19 protein-coding genes, 1 tRNA gene and 2 riboswitches are annotated in these 21,979 nt (G+C 67.3%); of the genes, 15 read left to right on the plus strand and 5 right to left on the minus strand.

All coding sequences use genetic code 11. The annotated features are described in order from the left end of the window. Positions 1-193: 193 nt before the first annotated feature. Both otsB and AC06G6_RS03380 read right to left on the minus strand, forming a co-directional pair. The gene (otsB, locus tag AC06G6_RS03375) at positions 194-1,021 is read right to left on the minus strand and encodes a trehalose-phosphatase (RefSeq protein WP_479826350.1); all 828 of its coding nucleotides are present in this window, start codon (positions 1,019-1,021) and stop codon (positions 194-196) included. Then, the gene (locus AC06G6_RS03380) at positions 1,011-2,420 is read right to left on the minus strand and encodes an alpha,alpha-trehalose-phosphate synthase (UDP-forming) (RefSeq protein WP_479828521.1); all 1,410 of its coding nucleotides are present in this window, start codon (positions 2,418-2,420) and stop codon (positions 1,011-1,013) included. The genes otsB and AC06G6_RS03380 overlap by 11 nt, the downstream gene beginning before the upstream one ends. A gap of 289 nt (positions 2,421-2,709) precedes the next feature. On the opposite strand from AC06G6_RS03380, the gene AC06G6_RS03385 reads away from it, so the two are divergent. The 7 genes from AC06G6_RS03385 (at position 2,710) to AC06G6_RS03415 (ending at position 7,526) form a co-directional block, all read left to right on the plus strand. After that, positions 2,710-3,600 (plus strand): DsbA family protein, encoded by an 891-nt coding sequence (locus tag AC06G6_RS03385; protein WP_479826352.1) that lies wholly within the window; start codon positions 2,710-2,712, stop codon positions 3,598-3,600. A gap of 150 nt (positions 3,601-3,750) precedes the next feature. Next, a tRNA-Thr gene (locus AC06G6_RS03390) sits at positions 3,751-3,824 on the plus strand. Between the two features lie 277 nt (positions 3,825-4,101). After that, the gene (locus AC06G6_RS03395; protein ID WP_479826356.1) at positions 4,102-4,953 is read left to right on the plus strand and encodes a hypothetical protein; all 852 of its coding nucleotides are present in this window, start codon (positions 4,102-4,104) and stop codon (positions 4,951-4,953) included. Positions 4,954-5,068: 115 nt separating this feature from the next. Further along, positions 5,069-5,557 carry a GyrI-like domain-containing protein gene (locus AC06G6_RS03400; protein WP_479826358.1) on the plus strand — a complete coding sequence of 163 codons (489 nt, stop codon included), beginning with the start codon at positions 5,069-5,071 and terminating at the stop codon, positions 5,555-5,557. A 209-nt stretch (positions 5,558-5,766) separates the two neighbouring features. After that, positions 5,767-6,069 carry a DUF4193 domain-containing protein gene (locus AC06G6_RS03405; protein WP_307463465.1) on the plus strand — a complete coding sequence of 101 codons (303 nt, stop codon included), beginning with the start codon at positions 5,767-5,769 and terminating at the stop codon, positions 6,067-6,069. A gap of 246 nt (positions 6,070-6,315) precedes the next feature. After that, on the plus strand, positions 6,316-6,858 hold the full coding sequence (locus AC06G6_RS03410) for an AMIN-like domain-containing (lipo)protein (protein WP_479826361.1): 543 nt from the start codon (positions 6,316-6,318) through the stop codon (positions 6,856-6,858). Positions 6,859-7,046: 188 nt separating this feature from the next. Beyond that, positions 7,047-7,526, plus strand: coding sequence for a Dps family protein (locus AC06G6_RS03415; protein ID WP_479826363.1), 480 nt, complete (start codon positions 7,047-7,049; stop codon positions 7,524-7,526). A gap of 149 nt (positions 7,527-7,675) precedes the next feature. On the opposite strand, the gene AC06G6_RS03420 is transcribed toward AC06G6_RS03415, so the two are convergent. Beyond that, positions 7,676-9,286, minus strand: a complete 1,611-nt coding sequence (locus AC06G6_RS03420; RefSeq protein WP_479826365.1) for an MFS transporter — start codon at positions 9,284-9,286, stop codon at positions 7,676-7,678. An 82-nt stretch (positions 9,287-9,368) separates the two neighbouring features. Between AC06G6_RS03420 and AC06G6_RS03425 the strand changes: the two genes are divergently transcribed. The 6 genes from AC06G6_RS03425 (at position 9,369) to AC06G6_RS03450 (ending at position 17,711) form a co-directional block, all read left to right on the plus strand. Continuing rightward, positions 9,369-9,908, plus strand: a complete 540-nt coding sequence (locus AC06G6_RS03425; RefSeq protein WP_479826367.1) for a TetR/AcrR family transcriptional regulator — start codon at positions 9,369-9,371, stop codon at positions 9,906-9,908. A 118-nt stretch (positions 9,909-10,026) separates the two neighbouring features. Further along, positions 10,027-10,125: riboswitch (glycine riboswitch) on the plus strand. A 1-nt stretch (position 10,126) separates the two neighbouring features. After that, positions 10,127-10,243: riboswitch (glycine riboswitch) on the plus strand. A gap of 39 nt (positions 10,244-10,282) precedes the next feature. Further along, positions 10,283-13,192, plus strand: coding sequence for an aminomethyl-transferring glycine dehydrogenase (gene gcvP / locus AC06G6_RS03430; protein ID WP_479826369.1), 2,910 nt, complete (start codon positions 10,283-10,285; stop codon positions 13,190-13,192). A 12-nt stretch (positions 13,193-13,204) separates the two neighbouring features. Continuing rightward, a complete protein-coding gene (gene gcvT, locus AC06G6_RS03435) occupies positions 13,205-14,353 on the plus strand; it encodes a glycine cleavage system aminomethyltransferase GcvT (RefSeq protein WP_479826371.1) in 1,149 nt (382 codons plus the stop codon). A gap of 47 nt (positions 14,354-14,400) precedes the next feature. Further along, positions 14,401-14,796, plus strand: coding sequence for a glycine cleavage system protein GcvH (gene gcvH, locus AC06G6_RS03440; protein WP_282382059.1), 396 nt, complete (start codon positions 14,401-14,403; stop codon positions 14,794-14,796). A 38-nt stretch (positions 14,797-14,834) separates the two neighbouring features. Then, positions 14,835-16,133, plus strand: coding sequence for a serine hydroxymethyltransferase (gene glyA / locus AC06G6_RS03445; RefSeq protein ID WP_479826375.1), 1,299 nt, complete (start codon positions 14,835-14,837; stop codon positions 16,131-16,133). 165 nt (positions 16,134-16,298) lie between these two features. Then, positions 16,299-17,711 carry an L-serine ammonia-lyase gene (locus AC06G6_RS03450; RefSeq protein ID WP_479826377.1) on the plus strand — a complete coding sequence of 471 codons (1,413 nt, stop codon included), beginning with the start codon at positions 16,299-16,301 and terminating at the stop codon, positions 17,709-17,711. Position 17,712: 1 nt separating this feature from the next. Here AC06G6_RS03450 and AC06G6_RS03455 read toward each other — a convergent pair whose 3' ends face one another. Further along, entirely contained in the window at positions 17,713-18,267 is a 555-nt protein-coding gene (locus AC06G6_RS03455) for a TspO/MBR family protein (RefSeq protein WP_479826379.1), read from the minus strand. Positions 18,268-18,382: 115 nt separating this feature from the next. Between AC06G6_RS03455 and AC06G6_RS03460 the strand changes: the two genes are divergently transcribed. Then, on the plus strand, positions 18,383-19,456 hold the full coding sequence (locus AC06G6_RS03460; protein ID WP_479826383.1) for a lipid II:glycine glycyltransferase FemX: 1,074 nt from the start codon (positions 18,383-18,385) through the stop codon (positions 19,454-19,456). A 31-nt stretch (positions 19,457-19,487) separates the two neighbouring features. Next, complete coding sequence (locus AC06G6_RS03465) at positions 19,488-20,984, plus strand: threonine/serine exporter family protein (protein ID WP_479826385.1); 1,497 nt, start codon at positions 19,488-19,490, stop codon at positions 20,982-20,984. A gap of 139 nt (positions 20,985-21,123) precedes the next feature. Here the strand turns inward: AC06G6_RS03465 and AC06G6_RS03470 are convergent, their stop codons facing one another. Beyond that, complete coding sequence (locus tag AC06G6_RS03470) at positions 21,124-21,963, minus strand: siderophore-interacting protein (RefSeq protein ID WP_479826387.1); 840 nt, start codon at positions 21,961-21,963, stop codon at positions 21,124-21,126. Positions 21,964-21,979: the final 16 nt, after the last annotated feature.

Genomic DNA, 21,979 nt, shown 5'->3' on the forward strand with positions numbered 1-21,979 from the left:
TGGTCTTATTATTCAGTTGTTAATTCAGTTGTCAGCACCTAGTCGTGCGTATACTCCCCGGCCGAAGCCGAGGAGTATCCAATGACGCCGCACGGTACTTGTGCGCCACATCACAACCATACTATGTCATATTTTTGGCAAAAGGGCCAAAATGTTGCGGATGTCACACGTGATCCGGCTTACCCGGGTAGCGCTATGAGGTAAGGTCCGGCAGTCCGAGGGCGCGTCTGCGTTCCCGCAGCAGGGCCTCCAGCAGCTCGGATAGGTGTGCCGGCGCTTCGATCCGGAACTGGGCCTGGGTGAAGTCCAGGCCGACCTTCACGCCGAGATCCCCGGGGAGCAGCCGGGCCAGGGCGTCCTCGTCGGTGGTGTCATCGCCGGCGAAGACCGTGGCTGTGGCGCCGCTGGCCTGGCGCAGGAACGCGATGCCTTCTCCCTTGGAGGAGTGGACCACCGAGGTCTCCAGCACGCGGTTGCCGTTCTTCAGGTACACCCCGGGCCGGTCCTGCAGGACGGCGCGGGCAGCGGCGACGGCGTCTTCGGCAACGTCGTCCGCGGCCAGCCGGGTGTGCAGGACGACGCCGGCCGGCTTGTCCTCCAGCAGGGTTCCCGGTGCCACCTCCACGATGCCCTCCAGCTCGCGCCGGACCTCGGCGAGCAGTTCCCGGCGGGCGTCATCGAGTTCCAGTTTCGAGGACCCAGGTCCCATCCAGACTTCGGCGCCGTGGCTGCCGATCAGCAGCGTCTTCTCCGGGGGGAAGGCGACCGCCCGCAGGCTGTCCAGGGCCCGCCCCGAGATGAGCGCCGTCGTCGTCCGTGGCAGTTCCGTAAGAGCGGCGAAGGCAGCTGCCGAGCGGGGGAGCGCGCGGGCATCCCCGGCATGGTCCACCAGGGGTGCCATCGTGCCGTCGAAATCCATGGCGACCAGCAGGTGCTCGGTGGCGGCGATGTGGCGCAGGGCCTCCAGCAGGTCCGGGGCGAGCGAGAGCGGCGTCTGACCAGGGGAAAGCTCAGGAGTCATCGCGGATCACCTTTTCTTCGAGTGTGCTCAGGAAGTCGGAGGACCAGAGATCGACGTCGTGGTCCAGGATCTGCTTGCGCATCGAGCGCATGCGGCGTGCGGCCTCCGCGGGCTGCATGTGGACGGCCTTCATGATGGTGTCCTTGAGGCCGTCGATGTCGTGCGGGTTCATCAGCAGGGCCTGCTTGAGCTGGTCCGCGGCGCCGGCGAACTCGCTCAGCACCAGCGCGCCGTCATTGTTGGTCCGGGCCGTGACGTATTCCTTGGCCACGAGATTCATCCCGTCCCGCAGGGCGGTGACGAGCATAACGTCCGCCGCCAGGTAGAGCGCCACCATCTCCTCGATCGGGTAGCTGTGGTGCAGGTAGCGCACTGCGGTGTTCTGCATGGTGTCGTAGGTGCCGTTGATGTGGCCTACAGTGCCCTCTACTTCTTCGCGCAGCAGGCGGTAGTGCTCCACCCGTTCCCGGCTGGGACTGGCGACCTGGATCAGGGTTGCGTCCTCGACCGACACTTTGCCGTCCGCCAGGAGTTCCTCGTAGGCCTTGAGCCGGTGCCGGATGCCCTTGGTGTAGTCGAGCCGGTCGACGCCGAGCAGGATGGTCTTCGGGTTACCGAGATCCCGGCGGATCTGCCGGGATCGTTCGACGATCTCCGGGTTCCGTGCCAGCTCGCTGATCTGCTTGACGTCGATGGAGATGGGGAAGGCCTGGGCGCGGGCGATATGGGTGGTCTTCCCGTCAGCGCCCTTGACGTGGATCTGCTGCTGCTTGACGCTGGCGCCGAGGAAGCGGCGGGCGGAGCGCATGAAGTTCCCGGCGTCGCTGGGGCGCTGGAAGCCGACCAGGTCAGCGCCCAGCAGCCCGTCGATGATGGCGCGGCGCCACGGCAGCTGGGCGAAGATCTCCGGCGGCGGGAAGGGGATGTGGTTGAAGAACCCGATTTTCAGGTCCGGACGCGCCTCGCGCAGCATCTTCGGGACGAGCTGGAGCTGGTAGTCCTGCACCCAGACAGTGGCGCCGGGGTTTGCGTGGTGGATGACGGCGTCCGCGAAGCGTCGGTTGACCTTTCGGTAGGAGTCCCACCAGGTCCGGTGGAACTCCGGCGGGGCGATCACGTCGTGGTAGAGCGGCCAGAGGGTGGAGTTGGAGAAACCCTCATAGAAGAATTCGATGTCGTGTGTGCTCAGCTGGACGGGAACGAGGTCGATGCCGCCGTGGCTGAACGGCTGGACATGCTCATCCGGGGCGCCGTGCCAGCCGACCCAGGCGCCGTCGGTCTTGGTCATCATGGGGGCCAGTGCGGTGACCAGGCCGCCGGGGGAACGGCGCCAGCCGTCCTCGCATCCGGGCTCGTCGGGGGAGCAGCGGTCGACCGGCAGACGGTTGGAAACCACCATGAAGTCATACTGCGCGTCCGGGTCAGTGTCGCTGGGGCCGGGTGCGCTGGTGCCGTGCGCGTCCGCGCCGGTGGATTCTGGATCCGATTCGGCGTGTTTGGTTGCCTGCATTGGTGCTCCCTGGGATTCGCTCGTGGCTCCTATCCACCCTAGCCCGGCCGAATCTTCTGTGCTATTCGTCCGGTGGGAGGCGGGGAGGAAGGTTGAAAGCGCAAGTTCCCAGTTTTCTCCCCTAAAATGATGAATTGCCACCCAGTGGATATCACCGGCCGATCGACCCGAGGAACTAATGAGCCCCGCAAACGAACCCCGTCAGTCCAAAACAGAGCGAACTGCCGCGGCCCGCGAGAAAGCCCGTGAAATCCGCGAGGCGCAGGTGAAGAAGGACAAGCGCAACAAGCTGCTCATCGGCTGGGGCATCGTTGCCGCCGTCGTGGCCATCATTGTGGTCGTGGCGCTGGTCGTCACCTCGAACATTCAGAAGAACGCCCCGATTGCGGACGAGGGACCCACCCCGGCCAACGGCAACGTTTACGGCGGCGTCACGCTGCTGGCAAACTCCGAGGTCGCGAAGACCGAGCCTGCGACCGTCCGGGTCGCCGACATTCCCGCTCCGGCGGAAACCCCGCCGGCGGTAGTGACCGCGCCCGGCGCCGAGGCTGAGGCCGGCAAACCGGTCAAGGTGATCCTCTACATCGACTTCATCTGCCCGGTGTGCAAGAACTTTGAGACCCAGTACAACGAGACCCTCACGAACCTTCGCAACGAAGGCAAGATCACCGTGGAGTACCGCCCGCTGGGCTTCTTGGACACACGCTCCACCACGAACTACTCCTCCCGCGCGGCCAACGCCGCTGCCTGCGTTGTGAACGAATCCCCGGAGAAGTACGCGGACTTCGTCAATGCGCTGTTTGAGCAGCAGCCCGCCGAAGGCGGCGCCGGCATCTCGGATGCAGATCTGAAGAAGATGGCCACCGATGTCGGGGCCAAGAGCATCGAAACGTGCGTGGACGAGAAAACGTACCGCCCGTGGGTGAAGTACACCACCCAGCAGGCAGCCTCCATCGGAGTCACCGGCACGCCCACCGTGTTCGTTGAGGGCCAGCAGTGGGGCAAGGGCGAGAGCGCCCAGACCCCGTTCGAGGAGTTCCTCCAGGCCGCCATCGACGCCAAGCAGTAGGCGGCAGGATCCGGCAGCAACTGCGGGCCCGGTTCCGGATTCTTCCGGAGCCGGGCCTGTTTTTATCACCGGGCATCCGTGGGCTAACCTTATCTAGCGCCATGGCGCCAGGCCCCTCATCGCGGCCCGGTGCCACCGGCGCACAGGAATGCCTCCTTAGCTCAGTTGGCCAGAGCACCGCTCTTGTAAAGCGGGGGTCGTCGGTTCGAATCCGACAGGGGGCCCAAGAAGAACCGCGTTGTTACCGGGAACTATCCCGGTGGCGGCGCGGTTTTCGTTGGTCTTCCATGAGGGCCCCCACCTTGCGCCTGCCCACCTTGCATCGTCCGGGCCTTGACCTCTTCGCCGGCAGGACTACCGTGGCAAAGTACGGGACATTTGTGGACAATGTTCTCTACAGCGCGCATCACGTCTTGGGTGGTTCCAGCCATCCAACGCACAGTCTGATTCTCTAGCCGGCGTGCCGGGATTCCGGCAGGCCAGAGTTCTTTGGGGGACACCATGACCGCCAGATACCTGCACCGGCGCGCCGCTGCCGCCGGCCTGACGATGTTCACCCTGGCCGCCCTGCTGTCCGGCTGCATGGCCAGCGCCCCCGCCGAACCGGGCGCCTCCACCCAGCCCGCCGCCCCCACCCAGACCGGTGCAACGGCCTCGGCCGCTGCCCCCTCCGCGCCGCCCGCGGCCCCGGCATCGGCTGCCTTGGCGGACAGTGCGCCGTACCAGGCGCTGACAGCGGAGCAGCAGCAGAAGATCAGCGCGCTGGAGGCCATGGACCAGGCCACGTTCGAGCAGCAGAGCCGGGATGACCAGCTGGCCTTCGGGGCGTTCCTGCGTGAGGTCTACCCGGAGGACGCCGTCCCGGCGTCCGGGAAGGTATCCCGGACAAGCACCGGTGCCGAGATCATCGACGACGAACGGCTCAAGGAAGCGACCGCCCGCGGGAGCGTCCAGCCTGACGGCGCCGCCACAGCCACGCCCGCAGCGACCGGCAGCAACTACACCAAAATGGCGCCGTCGCGTGTCTCGCCGCTTTTTCCCACGGCCTACGCAGAAGTCTCCGCGCCGTCCGGACCGGGCCAGGAGAGTGCCCTCTCCGGGCTCTCGGACCCGCAGCGCATGGTCATTGTTACTGAATCCAACAATTTCATTTTCTATGACGGCTCCTGGGAACAGCTCGAGTTCAAGGTCGTCGAAATGCAAAGCACCGATACCCAGGCCCGCAGCCAGCTGTTTTTCGCTTTCACGCCGTTCACGGACATCCATGGGGCCAAGGACGGGGTCTGGGTCCTGATGTTCAGCGCGCAGGAGGGCCAGGAAAAATGGATCCCCGACCTGTCCGTGATCGACTGAGCAACGGCCGGCTCCCGCGCCGCCGTCGTGGGGCCCCCGGACAAGGATCCCCGACGGGACGCCGGCGGGACGTTAGGCCCTAGCCGACGGAAACCGCGCGGCGGAGTCTGGGCCTATGACTGAATCAAACCCGGACAAGACGCCGGACATCAAAGCCACGCAGCTGCAGGAACAGCCGACGGCGGTGCTGCGCGAGACCGTCCCGATGAAGGGGCTCCGCGAGTTCTTCGGCCGCGCCTACAGCTCGGTGATGAGTGCGGCGGAACAACAGCACGTCCAGCTGGCCGGACCGCCCTTCGCGATGTACCGCGGGATGCCGACCGACGTCGTCGACGTCGAAGCCGGCTTTCCGGTCGCGGCGCCCTTTCCCGGCGGCGGCGACAGCGGTGTGACCGCAGGTTCCCTGCCGGCCGGCCGGGCCTTCGAAGCGATGCACGTCGGTCCTTATGAGACTCTCCCCGAAACGTACGGGGCGATCATGGAGAAGATGCAGGCCGAAGGCCTGACGCCCGGCACCGCGATGTGGGAGTACTACCTCAGCGACCCGGCGGCGGAGCCGGACCCGGCGACCTGGAAGACGCTCATCATCTGGCCCGTCGCCTGAGCGCACAGCCCGTCGTGCAGGCTGCCCGGCGTCGACCCTCGGGGGAGCCGTGGCGCCCGTCGTTGGACCCCTCCCGTCCCAATCGGAGGGCCGTGCGACGCAAAGTGTCTGATTCGGCACACTATTCTTCAACTGCGTGCATAATGTCCTAAACTGCTTCACTGAAGTGCCTGAAATGGCGCGGCGCAGCAACGAAAGTGAACCCCCAAATGGCTACCGATTACGACGCACCACGCAAGACAGAAGAAGAATCTCCCGCCGAGTCGCTGGAGGCACTTCAGGCGTCTCGCAGTGGAGGCGCCCAGACTGCAGTCATCGACGTCGACGAGAACGACACCGCTGAAGGCATCGACCTTCCCGGCGCTGATCTTTCCGGCGAAGAACTGACCGTCGTTGTAGTTCCCGAGCAGTCCGATGAATTCACCTGCTCCTCCTGCTTCCTGGTCCGTCACCGGTCGCAGGTGGCCAAGGAAAAGAACGGCCTGAAGTACTGCCGCGACTGCGAAGGCTAGGGGACTTTCCACCGCGCACCACCACTTCACAACTTCCAGCAAGGCACCGCGAAGCGCCGGATTCCGCAAGGGACCGGCGCTTCGCCGTTGCCGGGAGTTCCCGACCACAGGACGACGGCGGTGCAACCGTCCCGTAACCCGGCGCGGCGCAGCCTAACGGTTCGGCGCAGATCCGGCCGGCCCCTCGATTCGGCCCGGAAACGCTCCTATCCTGTTGCTATCTCATCACTCGAGGGGGCGGCCCAAATGAAGAAGTTCCGGGTGTGGCTGGTAGCGATCCTGATGGCTGTGGGCTCGGGGCTCGTGGCGCCCGGTCCCGCGGCGGCGGCACCCTACTGCGGACTGGTGTGGGGGTCGCTGATGAAGGCCGACCCGCTGATGAGCCAGGCCCAGGTGACGAATGTCCGCACGGGGCAGCACTACTGCTTCGACCGGCTGGTCATCGACCTCAACGGGCCCGTCGCCGGCTACACCGTCCGCTACGTTCCGCAGGTCACGCAGGACGGTTCGGGGTTCCCTGTCCCGCTGCGCGGCCAGGCGTTCCTCCAGGTCACGGCCAACGCCCCGGCCTACGTGAACGGCAACGCCACCTACAATCCGGCCGACCCCAAGGAACTGAGCAACGTCAGCGGTTACCAGACCTTCCGGCAGGTGGCATGGGCCGGCAGCTTCGAAGGCTATTCAAGCCTCGGCCTCGGAGTCCGGGCCCGGCTGCCGTTCCGCGTGTTTACCCTGGAGGGACCGGCCGCGGGCTCACGGCTCGTGATCGACGTCGCGCATTACTGGTGAGGCCTGTCCGGCCAGCCGCCGGCGTCCTGGGCCAGGGGGTGCCCGCCGCGGGTAGTAAGCCGACTTAGTAAGCTGACCGAGAAATTCCTCCGGGACCGTCGCGGTCCCGTTGCGCCCTGCGGTAGCGTCGAAGATATCGGACCTAGCGATACCGGACGCCACGGTATCGCACCTACTCAGGAGGACGCATGAAAGCTTCACCGACCCTCACGACGAACCTGCAGGCGGTGCTTGTTGACCTGATCGAACTTCACGTTCAGGGCAAGCAGGCGCACTGGAACATTGTCGGAACGAACTTCCGGGACCTCCACCTGCAGCTGGACGAGATCATCGACTCTGCCCGTGAGTTCGCGGATGACCTGGCCGAGCGCATGCGCGCACTCCACGCTCTTCCGGACGGCCGCAGCTCCACGGTGTCGAAGTCCACGGCGCTCGCCGAGTTCCCCAGCGGCCTGATCAACACCAAGGACGCCATTGAGCGGATCGTCGCAGCCCTTGAGGCCGCCGTCGGCACCATGCGCAAAGTCCACGACGAAGTCGACGAAGAAGACCCCACCACGGCGGACCTGCTGCACGGGTTCATCGCCAAGTTCGAGCAGTACGCCTGGATGGTCAATGCGGAGACGATGCGGGCCAACTCCAGCGTCACCACGGCGGACAGCAAGTAGCGTTCCCCGGCAGATCCCAGCGCCCGGCCCCGGTTCCCACCGGCGCCGGGCGCTTGGCGTTTAAGCAGCGCCGGGCGCTTGGCGTTCATGCAGCGCCGCCGGCCGGCTCGGGAGCGGTCCGGTTCCCCGTTTTCCGGTTGTTTAGCGTTCTATTTGGCGGTCGGCACCTTCCGTAGCACGACGGCGGCGAGCACCGACGCGCCGGCCATGAGCACGAGGGCAATCGTGGCCGTGATGTGGACGCCTGAATCGAACGCGGCCCGGGCTGCGGTCATCACGCCCTCCGCCAGCGGTCCCGGGAGGGCCTGCGCCAGTTCGACGGCCCCGGCGAGCGTCTCGCCCGCCTGGGCTGATGCCTCAGCCGGTGCCGCGTCCTCGACGCCGGCGGGAAGCCGCAGATTGCCCTGGTAGGACGCCGTCAGGATGGATCCGAGGATGGCGGTGCCCAGCAGGGAACCGATTTCGTAGCCGGTCTCCGAAATAGCGGCCGCCGCCCCGGACTTCTCCGCCGGTGCGGCACCGAGGATCAGGTCGTTGGAAATGGTCTCCGCGGCGCCGACGCCGAGGCACAGCACCAGCAGGGCCGCCAGCAGCAGCGCCGGGCCGTTGCCGTGGTCGCCGAAGGCGACAAGGAAGTAGCCGCCGGCACTCAGGAGCAGCCCGCCCGCGACCACAAAACCAGGGCGGACCTTCTTCACGAGCGGCACCACCAGCAGGCCGGCCAGGACGGTCGCGATGAGCGCGGGCACCATGGCGACACCGGATTCCGAGGGGGACTGCCCCTCGATCAGCTGCAGGTGCTGGGCCAGGAACAGGATGAAGCCGTTGAAGGAGAACAGCGCCAGCACGTTGGCGATGATGGCGGTGCTGAAGACCCGGTTGCCGAAGAGGCTGAGGTCCAGCAGGGGAGCAGCCCGGTTTGCTGCCAGCGGCAGGCCGGACGCCAGTAGCCGCTGCCGCCGGATGAAGACGTACCCCATCAGCAGGCCGAAGCCGATGGCGGCCAGCGGTTCCAGCGCCAGGCCGTGTGTGGCCAAGACCTTGATGCCGTAGACCACCGGCACCATGACCAGCAGGGACAGGACGATGCTGGGCACGTCCACCCGGCCCGGGTTCGGGTCGCGGGATTCCGGGATCAGGGCCGGGCCCAGGACCAGCAGCGGCAGGATGATCGGGACGGCCACCAGCAGCACCGCGCCCCACCAGAAGTGCTCCACCAGCCAGCCGCCGAAGATCGGGCCCAGCGCGGCACCGCCGGAGAATCCGGCGGCCCAGATCGCCACGGCCAGACGCCGCCGGTTGGGCTCGGGGAAGATGTTGCGGATCAGGGACAGGGTGGAGGGCATCAGCATGGCGCCGAAAAACCCCAGCCCCGCACGCCCGGCGATCAGCCACTCGGCGCTGGGGGCGAAGGCCGTGACCGCTGAGACGGCGGCGAAGCCGGTGCTGCCGACGAAGAGCAGCCGGCGGCGGCCGATTCTGTCACCGAGGCTGCCCATCGCGACCAGGAGACCGGCGAGGACCAGGGGATAGGCATCAACAATCCATAGCAGTTCCACGCCGGAGGCATCGAGGCTGCGCGCGATGGCCGGCAGGGCGAAGGTCAGGGCCGTGTTGTCGACGGCCACGAGCAGCACGGGAAACATCAGCAGTGCCAGTGCCAGCCAGTCGCGCCACGGAGCACGCGGCGCCTGCTTCGTTCCGGCGGCGAAGTTGCCGGCGGTTCCGGTGCTGCTGCGGGTGATAGATGTGTTGCTCATGAAGATAACTGTACCGTCTGGACGGTATAGTTAAGAAACTGCCCGTTAAGACACGCCCCCGCCGCGGGGCATGATTGGAACCATGGCCAGAAAACCCGTCGCCCGCGAAGCCGTCCTTGACGCCTTCGAATCCCTGCTGATCGGAGAGGGTGAACGTGCCGCGACGCTGGATGCCGTCGCCCGGCTCGCCGGCGTCTCCAAGGGCGGGCTGCTCTACCACTTCCCCAACAAGGAGGCGATGATTTCCGTCCTGCTGGAACGGCTGGACCGGCTGCTCGCCGAGGACCTCGCAGCCATGGCGGCCGCGCCGGAAGGCGCCGCGGCGTTCTTCATCAAGTCCTCGGTCTGGGCGGACACGCCGCTGGACCGGGTCTTCGTGGCCGCCACCCGCCTGGCTGAAGTGGCCCACCAGGAAACCCTGCGCCGGATGGCCGCGGTCCAGGCGAGCTGGCTGGAACTGCTGGCGGCCGACGTCGGCCCCGCCATGGCCAAACCGGTCCTCTACATGGGGGACGGGCTGTACTTCAACGCCATGCTGGCACGCGGCCCGGGCGGTCCGCTCCCGGAGGTCGGCCCCGACGTCGAAAGCCTGCTCACTGCCCTTGAGCGGCTCCGCCGGTAGGCCGGCTGAACCCGCGACGCTCCCGACGGCGGTACCGGCGCGTCACTAGTTTGCGGACGCGGGCCGGGCGTAGGACAATAGGGGCTGTGACTGTTGTCACGCAAATTTAATATGCCTTTGATCTGCGGCGGGAGAGTTCTGCAAGTAGGTACAAGCAGGCGCCGTAGGAGCAAACCCTCCCCAGGAATCTCTCAGGCCCACGTACCGCCGCGGCAAGGCAACTCTGGAAAGTAGCAGGCTGTCTTTTGACATGCTGTGCTCACCGACGGTGCAAGCGGAGCCATGCGAGAGCACGGCTGCGCGGAAACTCTCAGGTCCAATACAGAGCGGGGAGGAACCCGAATCAATGTGGCGTACCCTGCGCCGCCTTAGTTATGGAGTTCCTTGTGACTGTTACCTCAGCCTCCACGTCCTTCGTTGACCGGCACATCGGCGCCCGCCGCCAGGCCGACGTCGACGCCATGCTGAAGGCTGTCGGCTACGACACCGTCGATGCGCTCGTAGACACGGCCGTCCCGAAGGTCATCCGGCAGGACTCCGCACTGGCCCTCGGCCAGGCGCTCAGCGAAGTCGAGGTCCTCGCCGAGCTGCGCAAGCTCGCCGCGAAGAACAAAACCGCCGTCCAGATGATCGGGCAGGGCTACTACGACACCCTCACCCCGCCCGTCATCCGCCGCAACATCCTCGAAGCCCCGGCCTGGTACACGGCCTACACGCCGTACCAGCCGGAAATCTCCCAGGGCCGGCTCGAGGCGCTGCTGAACTTCCAGACCATGGTTCAGGACCTCGTGGGCCTGCCCATTGCCAACGCCTCGCTGCTGGACGAAGCCACCGCCGTCGCCGAGGCCGTGCTTATGATGCGCCGGGCGAACAAGAACAAGACGGCGCACGACGGCAAGACCGTCCTCGACGCCGACTGCCTGCCGCAGACCATCGCGATCGTCAAGGGCCGCGCCGAGGCGCTCGGCTTCGAGGTCGAGGTCGCCGATCTCTCCAAGAGCCTGCCCGAGGGCGTTATCAACGGCGTTGTCCTGCAGCAGCCCGGCGCCTCCGGCCGCGTGTTTGACCACACCGCCGTGATCGCCGACGCCAAGGAACGCGGCGCCCTCGTCACGGTCGCCGCGGACCTCCTGTCCCTGACCCTCATCACCCCTCCCGGCGAGCAGGGCGCCGACATCGCCGTCGGCTCCGCGCAGCGTTTCGGCGTCCCGCTGTTCTTCGGCGGCCCGCACGCCGCCTACATGGCGGTCCAGAAGGGCCTCGAGCGGTCCATGCCCGGCCGTCTCGTCGGAGTCTCCAAGGACAACGCCGGCGTCCCGGCCTACCGCCTGGCCCTCCAGACCCGCGAGCAGCACATCCGCCGCGAGAAGGCCACCTCCAACATCTGCACCGCGCAGGCCCTGCTGGCGATCGTGTCCTCCTTCTACGCCGTTTACCACGGCCCGGACGGCCTGAAGGCCATCGCCGAGACCACCCACGGCCACGCCAGGACCATCGCCGCCTCGCTGAAGGCCGCCGGCCTGGACGTGCTGCACACCAGTTTCTTCGACACCGTGACCGTCTCGGTCCCCGGCAAAGCCGCGCAGATCATCGCCGCCGCCGAGGCCAAGGGCATCAACCTGCGCGGCATCGACGCGGACACCGTCGGCATCTCCGCCGATGAGGCGACGACGGCGGCCATCGTCGCCGACGTCGTCGCAGCCTTCGGCGCCGCTGTGGTCGAATCCGCAGATGCCTCCGCACTGGATGCCGCCGTCGAGCGCACTTCGGACTACCTGCAGCACCCGGTCTTCAACACGCACCGCTCCGAGACCCAGCTGCTGCGCTACATCCGCCGCCTCTCGGACCGCGACCTGGCCCTGGACCGCACCATGATCCCGCTGGGTTCGTGCACCATGAAGCTGAACGCCACGGCCGAAATGGAAGCCATCTCCTGGCCGGAGTTCGCCTCCATCCACCCCTTTGCCCCGGAATCCCAGACCGCCGGCTGGCGCGAACTCATCGAGGACCTCGAGTCCCAGTTGACCGAGATCACCGGCTACGACCAGGTCTCCATCCAGCCCAACGCCGGGTCGCAGGGCGAGCTCGCCGGCCTGCTGGCCATCCGCGGCTACCACCGCTCCCGCGGTGATGCCCAGCGCAATGTCTGCCTGATCCCGGCCTCCGCGCACGGCACCAACGCCGCCTCGGCGGTGCTGGCCGGGATGAAGGTTGTTGTCGTGGCCACCGCCGCCGACGGCACCATCGACCACGCCGACCTGCAGGCCAAGATCGAGCTGCACAAGGACGCGCTGTCCGCGATCATGATCACCTACCCCTCCACGCACGGGGTGTTCGACGCCGACGTCCGCGAGGTCTGCGACGCCATCCACGCCGCTGGCGGCCAGGTCTACATCGACGGCGCCAACCTCAACGCCCTCGTCGGGCTGGCCCAGCCGGGCCTGTTCGGCGGCGACGTCTCCCACCTGAACCTGCACAAGACCTTCTGCATCCCGCACGGCGGCGGCGGCCCCGGCGTCGGCCCGGTCGCGGCCAAGGCCCACCTGGCGCCGTTCATGCCGGGGAACGCCGCCGATCCGGCCAACGGCGAAAGCGGGACCCCGATCTCCGCATCGCGCTACGGCTCGGCCGGCGTGCTGCCGATCTCCTGGGCCTACGTGAAGCTCATGGGCGGCCAGGGCCTCACCGAGGCCACCAAGTCGGCCCTGCTCGCCGCCAACTACATCGCGGCCCGCCTGAACGACTTCTTCCCGGTGCTCTACACCGGCGAAGGCGGACTCGTGGCCCACGAGTGCATCCTGGACCTGCGCGAACTCACGGCCAAGACCGGCGTGACCGCCGAGGACGTCGCCAAGCGCCTGATCGACTACGGCTTCCACGCCCCCACCCTGGCGTTCCCGGTGGCCGGCACCCTGATGGTCGAGCCCACCGAGTCCGAGGACATCGGCGAGATTGACCGCTTCATCACGGCCATGATCTCCATCCGCGCCGAGATCGACCAGGTGGCGCACGGCGATTTCACCGTCGAGCACAGCCCGCTGCGCAACGCACCCCACACCGCCGCCGCCGTCATCAACAGCGACTGGGCCCGCGAGTACCCGCGTGAGCAGGCGGCTTTCCCGGTCCACACGCTCAAGCAGGACAAGTACTTCCCGCCGGTCGGCCGGATCGACGGCGCCGCCGGGGACCGGAATCTGATCTGTTCCTGCCCACCCCTCGAAGCCTTCGAAGAGGACACAGCAGTCCACTCCGACGACTCCGCCAACTCCGACTCTCACAACTAGGGACAGCCACCGATGACTGAGAACTACACGGCACTTTACGAAGAGCACAAGAAGCTCGGCGCCTCCTTCACCGACTTCGGCGGCTGGCAGATGCCGCTCAAGTACAGCTCCGAGCTGGCCGAGCACCACGCCGTCCGCAAGTCCGCGGGCCTCTACGACCTCTCCCATATGGGCGAAGTCTGGGTCACCGGCCCCGACGCCGCGGCCTTCCTGGACTACGCCCTGGTCGGCAAGATCTCCGCGATGGCGGTCGGCAAGGCCAAGTACTCGCTGATCTGCAACGAAAACGGCGGCATCATCGACGACCTCATCACCTACCGCCGCGGCGACCAGAAATTCCTGGTGGTCCCCAACGCCGGGAACGCCAAGGTCGTGGCCGCGGAGCTGGCCGAGCGGGCCGGTTCCGGCAAGGCCGGCGGCTTCGACGTCACCGTCGAGGACGCCTCCGCCGGAACCTCGCTGATCGCCGTGCAGGGCCCCAAAGCCCAGGAGATCCTGCTGCGCCTCGTTCCGGCCGCACAGCACGACCTCGTCACCGGCCTGAAGTACTACGCCGCCGTCGACGTGCCCTTTATGTTCGGCGGCGCCAGCCAGGAGCTCCTGCTCGCCCGCACCGGCTACACCGGCGAGGACGGCTTCGAGATCTTCGTCGCGAACGACGACGCCGCCGCCCTCTGGCAGGCGCTCGTGGCCATCGCCGACGACGGCGAGCTGACCCCCGCCGGGCTCGCGTCCCGCGACTCGCTCCGGCTCGAGGCCGGGATGCCGCTCTACGGCAACGAGCTCTCCCTCGACGGCGACCCCTTCGCCGCCGGGCTGGGCCCGGTCGTGGCGCTCTCCAAGGAAGGCGACTTCGTCGGCAAAGCTGCCCTCGCCGCCAAGAAAGAAGCCGGAGCAGGCACCACCGCGGGCCGCAAACTGGTCGGGCTCAAGGGCCTCGGCCGCCGGGCCGGCCGCGGCCACTACCCGGTCCTGAAGGACGGCAACACCGTCGGCGAGGTCACCTCCGGCCAGCCCAGCCCGACGCTGGGCTACCCGGTCGCGATGGCCTACGTCGACGTCGAGTTCACCGAACCCGGCACGGCCCTGGACATCGACCTGCGCGGCAAGGCCGAACCCTTCGAAGTGGTCGCACTGCCGTTCTACAAGCGCCAAAAGTAGCCCCTAGATTTAGCTCCAACGACCACTCCAAGACTTAGGAAAAACACATGGCAAGAGTTGCCCCTGAACTGCAGTACTCCGACGAGCACGAGTGGGTTGCCCGGGATTCCGGCAACGCCGGATCCAACATTGTGTCCATCGGCATCTCGGCGGTCGCCACCGACGCCCTCGGCGACATCGTCTACGTGGACCTGCCCGAGGTCGGAGCCATGGTGACCGCGGGGGAGACCTGCGGCGAGGTGGAGTCCACCAAGTCCGTCTCGGACCTGTACGCCCCCGTCACCGGCGAGGTCACCGAAACCAACCCCGCCGTCGTCGAGGACCCCGCGCTGATCAACAGCGACCCCTACGGTGCCGGCTGGCTCTTCAAGGTCGCCGCCGAATCCGAGGGCCCGCTGCTCTCCGCCCAGGAGTACGCGTCCAAGAACGGCGGCGAGCTGTGAACGCGGTCGCAGGCACAGTCACAGTCACAGCCACAGCCGTGTTTGAGCAGGTCGTCTCCCCGAGCCTGGACGCCGAGCTGTCCGCCCTGGACCCGGAGATCGCCGCGAAGATCGACGCCGAGCTGACCCGCCAGCGGGACGGCCTGGAAATGATCGCCTCGGAGAACCACACCGCCAAGGCCGTCATGCAGGCGCAGGGTTCCGTGCTCACCAACAAGTACGCCGAGGGCTACCCGGGCAAGCGCTACTACGGCGGCTGCGAGCACGTTGACGTGGTCGAACAGCTCGCGATCGACCGGGTCAAGGCCCTGTTCGGCGCCGAGTACGCCAACGTCCAGCCGCACTCCGGCGCGCAGGCCAACGCCTCCGTCATGCACGCCCTGATCCGTCCGGGCGACACCATCATGGGCCTCAACCTGGCGCACGGCGGTCACCTCACGCACGGCATGAAGATCAACTTCTCCGGCCGCCTGTACAACGTAATCCCGTACCAGGTCCGCGAGGACGACCACCGGATTGACATGGCCGAGGTGGAGCGCCTGGCCCAGGAGCACAAGCCGCAGCTGATCGTCGCCGGCTGGTCGGCCTACGCCCGGCAGCTGGATTTCGCCGAGTTCCGCCGGATCGCCGATTCCGTGGGCGCCTACCTGATGGTGGACATGGCCCACTTCGCCGGGCTCGTCGCCGCCGGGCTGCACCCCTCCCCGGTGCCGCACGCCCACGTCACCACCTCCACCACGCACAAGACCCTCGCCGGTCCGCGCGGCGGCATCATCCTGACCAACGACGCCGACATCGCCAAGAAGATCAACTCGGCAGTGTTCCCCGGCCAGCAGGGCGGCCCGCTGGAACACGTGATCGCGGGCAAGGCCGTGGCCTTCAAGATCGCCGCGTCTCCCGAGTTCAAGGAACGCCAGGAGCGTGTCCTGGCCGGAGCCCGGATCCTCGCCGAACGGCTGGTCCAGCCCGACGTCACCGCCAAGGGCATCAACGTCATCTCCGGCGGCACCGACGTGCACCTGGTCCTCGTGGACCTGCGCAACTGCGAGCTGAACGGCCAGCAGGCCGAGGACCGCCTCGCGGAAATCGACATCACCGTCAACCGCAACGCCGTGCCGTTCGATCCCCGCCCGCCGATGGTCACCTCGGGGCTGCGCATCGGCACCCCCGCGCTGGCCACCCGCGGGTTCGGCGAGGCGGCGTTCGCCGAAGTCGCGGACATCATCGCGGAGGCACTGATCGCCGACGCCGGCACGGACCTGTCCGGTCTGCGCTCCCGGGTGGAGGCCCTCGCCGCCGCCCACCCGCTCTACCCCTCGGTTGCCAACCTCGCCTAAGGGCCGTAATACAGATAGTAGAAGCAGTACAGATCACGACGCCGGGCCGCCGCCACAAGCTGCCGCCCGGCGTCGTGCATCCGGGGGAACCGCCGCCACCCGGCGGCCGCACCGCCTTCCGGCAGGACCATCTGCCGGGTCACAGTTAGCTAGTTAGGAACAACAATGGCCGTTGGAGTCTTCGACCTTTTTTCCATCGGAATAGGGCCCTCCAGTTCACACACGGTAGGCCCCATGCGGGCCGCGGCGGTGTTCGCCGGGGAACTCAAGGCCTCCGGTGTGCTGGAGCGGGTGGCCTCGCTGCGGGTTGACCTCTACGGCTCCCTCGCCGCCACCGGGCACGGCCACGGCACCATGACCGCCATCCTGCTCGGACTGGAAGGCTTCCACCCCGAGCTGATCCTCCCCGAGGAAGTGGAGGAGCGGCTCGCCACGATTGCCGAGACCGGGAAACTGCAGCTGGCAGGCTCCGTCCCGCTGCCCTACGGCGTGAAGGACATGATCCTGCGCCCCCTGACCATCCTCCCGCGGCACACCAACGGCATGACGTTCACCGTCTCCGGTGCCGACGGCGAAGTCCTGCACACCGCCACGTTCTTCTCCGTGGGCGGCGGCTTCATCGTCCGCGAGGGCGAGGAGGACGCGGCGCTCAAGGAGCTCGACGAATCCAAGAAGGAACTGCCGCTGCCCTTCCGCACCGCCGCGGAACTGCTGGGCCGTTGCCAGTCCAAGGGCCTCTCGATCGGCGAGATCATGTTCGTCAACGAGCGCGCCTCCCGGACCGAGGCGGAGATCCGCGAAGGCCTCCTGCACATCTACTCCGTGATGGAAAGCTGCGTCGAGGTCAGCCTCAAGCGCGAAGGACTGCTGCCCGGCGGGCTCAAGGTCCGCCGCCGTGCGCCCGACTGGCACGAGCGCCTCATGAAGGAAACCCGCGGCCAGGACCCCGACTTCCGCGACCCGAAGTACTGGCAGGAATGGGTGAACCTGATCGCCCTGGCCGTGAACGAGGAAAACGCCTCGGGCGGCCGCGTGGTCACCGCCCCGACGAACGGCGCCGCAGGCATCATCCCCGCGGTGCTCTACTATGCCCTGCACTTCGCGCCGGGCATGGACAAGGCCACTCAGCAGGACCGCGACGACGTTGTGGTCAAGTTCCTGCTGACCGCCGCCGCCATCGGGGTGCTGTACAAGGAACAGGCCTCGATCTCCGGCGCGGAGGTCGGCTGCCAGGGCGAGGTGGGCTCGGCGTCGTCGATGGCGGCTGCGGGCCTGGCCGAAGTTATGGGCGGCACGCCCCAGCAGGTGGAGAACGCCGCGGAAATCGCGATGGAGCACAACCTCGGCCTGACCTGCGACCCGATCGGCGGGCTCGTGCAGATCCCCTGCATCGAACGCAACGCCATCGCCGCGGCCAAGGCCATCAACGCCGCCAAGATGGCGCTGTGGGGCGACGGCTCGCACCGTGTGTCCCTCGATGAGGTCATCGTCACGATGCGGGAGACCGGCCGGGACATGAGCTCCAAGTACAAGGAGACCGCGATGGGCGGGCTCGCCGTGAACGTGGTGGAGTGCTAAGTCAGTTGTTGAGTGCCATCCAGAGATTCAGTGACGAGGCGAACACGATCCAGGCGAGGTAGGGCAACAGCAGGAGCCCGGCCGCGCGGCTGATCGGTCCGAAGTACAGCACGGTGACGGACACGGCCACTGCCAGCGCCACAATGATGACAAAGGCGATCCACAGGGCCGGCGTGCCGAGCACCGGGTACAGGCCGAAGAAGACCGGCGTCCACAGCAGGTTCAGCACGAGCTGGACGGCGTAGGCGGTGAGGGCGGGTCTGATCCCTTCCGCCCGGCTCCTCCAGACCAGCCAGGCCGCCACGGCCATTGCGGTGTAGAGGACCGTCCAGACCGGCCCGAACACCCAGTTCGGCGGCGACCACGGCGCCTTGTCCGCGGTGGCATACCAGCCTTCGACGTTGTTGGCGGTGGCCAGTCCGCCCAGTCCCGCCACCAGGGCGGAGGCCGCGAGGAAGGCCAGCAGTCCCAGCAACTGGGGTCCCAGAGCGCGCTTTGCGGGCGCGTGTTCCTGGCTTCCGGATCCTGCGGCTAACGATTGCTGATCAGGCGGCATGCTTCCAGCGTAGCGGCTGCGTCCGGGGCGGGAACAGGGGCCCGGGCGGATAGACTTGACCCTGCATGTCCGCATGCCGCCGACGCTCGTACCGCAATGATTGGATGCCGCACCCTTGCGTGAATTCACCGCCCGCTTCGCCGCTGCCGAAGAGATCGCCAACTGGGACGCCCACGTCACCGCGAACCCCAATGGCGGCAATCTCCTGCAATCGGAGGCCTTTGCCGAGGTCAAGCAGCACTTCGGCTGGAAGCCCCTTCACCTTGTGTACGAGACGGCCGACTACACGAGCTACAACCTCATCCTCGAGAAGTCCTTCCCGCTCCTGGGCAAGCTCTGGTACCTGATCAAGGGCCCGGATGTCGCTTCGGTCGAGGACATTCCCGGCATCGCCGCGGCCAACGCCGAGTTCGTCAAGCGCGCCCGGCTGGGCGTCTTCGCCATCAAGATCGAGCCGGACATCGTGCTCTCCGCGGAGGCCAAGCGGGTGATCGAGGGCGCCGGGCTGGTCAAGACCCACAACCTGCAGCCCAACGACTCCACGGCCCTGCTCGATATCTCCCCGGACCAGAACCAGCTGCTGCGCAACCTGCACTCGCGCGGCCGCAACGCCGTCCGGCGCGCCATCCGCGAGGACGTAGTGGTCCACAACGTGGAACCCACCGAGGAAAATTTCCGCGCGATGTACGCCCTGATGACCACCACCGTGGAAGCCAAGTCCCAGGTCCGGGTCCGCGAGTACGAGTACTACCGCCAGTTCTGGACCAATTTCATCAGCCGCGGCCAGGGCCGGCTGCTCTTCGTCTACGAGGACGGCGTGCCCTCCGTGGGAGCCTTCGTCATCAACTACGGCCGCAAGGGCACGTACAAGGACGGCGGCTCGCTGCAGAAACGCGGCCAGTACGGTGACTCCCACCTGGTGCAGTGGACGGCCATCAACCAGCTCAAGGACCTCGGCTGCACCGAATACGACTTCTGCGGCACGCCCCCCAGCGACCAGCTCAAGGACACGTCCAACCCGTTCCACGGACTGGGCCTGTTCAAGACCAGCTTCAGCAAGACCGTGACCGACTTTGTCGGCTGCTATGACCAGATGCTGAACCCGCTGAAGTACAAGGCCTGGATGGCCGCGGGGGAACGCATTGCCCGCCAGCTCTACACCCGCCGCACGGGCCAGCAGTTTTACTAGACCGGCAGCCACGGAAATTAAGGACGCCGGAATGACCAAGGAACCCGACGGCCGCCTCAGGCCGCACACCGACCCACTGCCCAGGACCGAGCCGATGTCGGCCACCCAGGTGCGGCAGAACGCCGCTGCCAAGCGGATGCTGCGCCGTCTGGTCCAGGGTGAGAACCCGCCGACCGCGCCCATGAGCATCGTGGACCGTCTGGCCGGTAGCCCCTACGCCAACCCGATGATCCAGGTGGGCGGGGTGGATACCTCTGCCCGCAAGACCATCGACTTCGCGCTGCACCTGGCCGAGTCGATGTTCCGGTACGGCGCCGGCGCCCTCGAAGTGGAAACCAGCATCATCGCCATCACGGCGGCGCTGGGGCTCAAACACATCGAAGTGGACATCACCAACCAGTCCGTCGCCATCAACTACGCCCCCAAGGACCAGACGCCCATCACGCTGCTCCGTGTCGTGCGGTCCTGGACCAACAACTACGCGGGCCTGGCCAAGGTGCACCAGCTCGTCACGGACATCGTGGTCGGCGGGGTCGGACGCGAGGAGGCTGTGCGCCGGCTCGAGGAAATCACGCACAGTTCCAAGCCCTTCCCGCGCTGGATGGTCACGGTGGCGTTCGGAGTGTTCTCCGCCGTCTTCGTCGGGGTGCTCGGTGGCGACCTCGCCGCCTCAGCCGTCGCCTTCCTGTCCAACCTCCTGGTCAGCCTGCTGGCCCGAAAACTGTCGCGCTGGCGCACCCCGGACTTCTTCGTCACCGCCTCGTGTTCCTTCCTGGTCACCTTCATCGCCCTGCTGCTATGGCGTTTCGGCGGCCTGGTAGGAATCCAGATACCCCCCGCCATCGTGGTGGTCGGTGGCATCCTGCTGCTCCTGCCCACCGGACGGCTCGTCTCCTCGGTGCAGGATGCGATCAACGGATTCCCGGTCACGGCGGCGGGCCGGTTCCTGTCCACCATGCTGACGTTCGGCGCGCTCGTGGCCGGCATCGCCGTCGGCTTCGTGGTCGGGGACATGACCGGGATGGAGTCGATCGACGTTACGGAAACATTCCCTCCGGCGTATCCATGGTGGGCCGTGGGCATCATGGTTGCCATCGCCGTCGTCGCGATCGGAATCACCGAACAGACCAGCTGGGCGCTGCTGCTTCCCACCGCGGCCGTGGGCGTCATCGGTTACCTGGTCCTCATCGGGGGTGAAGCCGCGGGTATCGGGCCGCGGTTCGCACCGGCCCTCGCCGCCGTGGTGATCGGTCTGCTGGCCCGCGTGCTCGCCCTGCGGATGGGCGCCCCGCAGCTGGTGGTCGCCGTTCCGGCAGTGTTGATCCTGCTGCCCGGACTCACCATATTCCGATCCATGTATGTATTGACCATTGAGGAATCCGAGATCCTCATCGGCGCCGGCGGGATGCTCAACGCCGGGGCCATCGTGATGGGGGTCGCGGCCGGCATCGTCCTCGGTGACACGCTCGCCCGGCCCCTGACGCGCGGCCTGGCCAGCAACGAACGACGGCGGGCCCGGCGCCGGTAGGTCTCCTGGGCACCCTGCGCCGCCGGGTTTCCCCACTTTTGCAGGGTCCCGACGGCGTGGCGGGCCGCCGGGCCGGCGAGCCCCGCCGTTGTGATGGCAAAGGTGGGGAAACCCCGCGACACCTGGCCGGATCGTGCTGTTAGATCTTCCCGATGGGCAGCTTTTTCTCGGCCTGGAAGTCGTCCTCCACCCGGCCCATCGCCCAGTAGCCGGAGAGCGAAACCTGGGAGCGCTCCAGCCCGCGCTGCGCGTAGAGCACCTCCCGCAGGCTCTTCATGTAGCCGCGCTCGCCGTGCGCAAACACCTGCACGCGGCCCTCCGGCCAGGTGGCGTCGCGCACCGCGCTGACCAGCAGTCCGCTGGCCCCGGCAGGCACACCGCCGCGCAGGAGCCAGCGCAGTTCCACACCGGCCGGCGCGGCGATGGCCTGGATGTCCGCGTCGCCGTCCACCTCAAGGAAGGCCAGCCCGTGGGCATCCTCCGGCAGCGATTCGATGGAGGCGCCGATGGCCGGCAGTGCGGACTCGTCGCCCGCGAAGAGGTACCAGTCCGCGGCCGGATCCGGGTTGTACCCGCCGCCGGGGCCGGTGAAGGTCAGGGCGTCGCCGGGCCGCGCGGCCGCGGCCCACGGTCCTGCGAGGCCCTCATCGCCGTGGATCACGAAGTCGATGGCGAGTTCGCCGGCGGCCTCGTCGACCCAGCGGACGGTGTAGGTCCGGGTGTGCGGCCACTGATCCCGTGGCATAGACTCCCGGACTTCCCAGAGGTCCAGCGGTTCCGGGTAGTCGATCCCGGGCTGCGGGAACACGATCTTGACGTAACGGTCCACGAAGGAGTTGTTCACGTAGCCGGCGAAGCCCGGCCCGCCGGCAATAATCCGGACCATGTGCGGAGAGAGCTGCTCGCGGCGCAGGACGGTGAGGTTGGTCTGCGGGCGGGATTTCCGGGTGGCGGAGGTGGCTGCGGGGACTGAGGTCATGAAGCCAAGCCTAGCC

The organism is Arthrobacter sp. CJL-S3 (genome assembly GCF_056711635.1).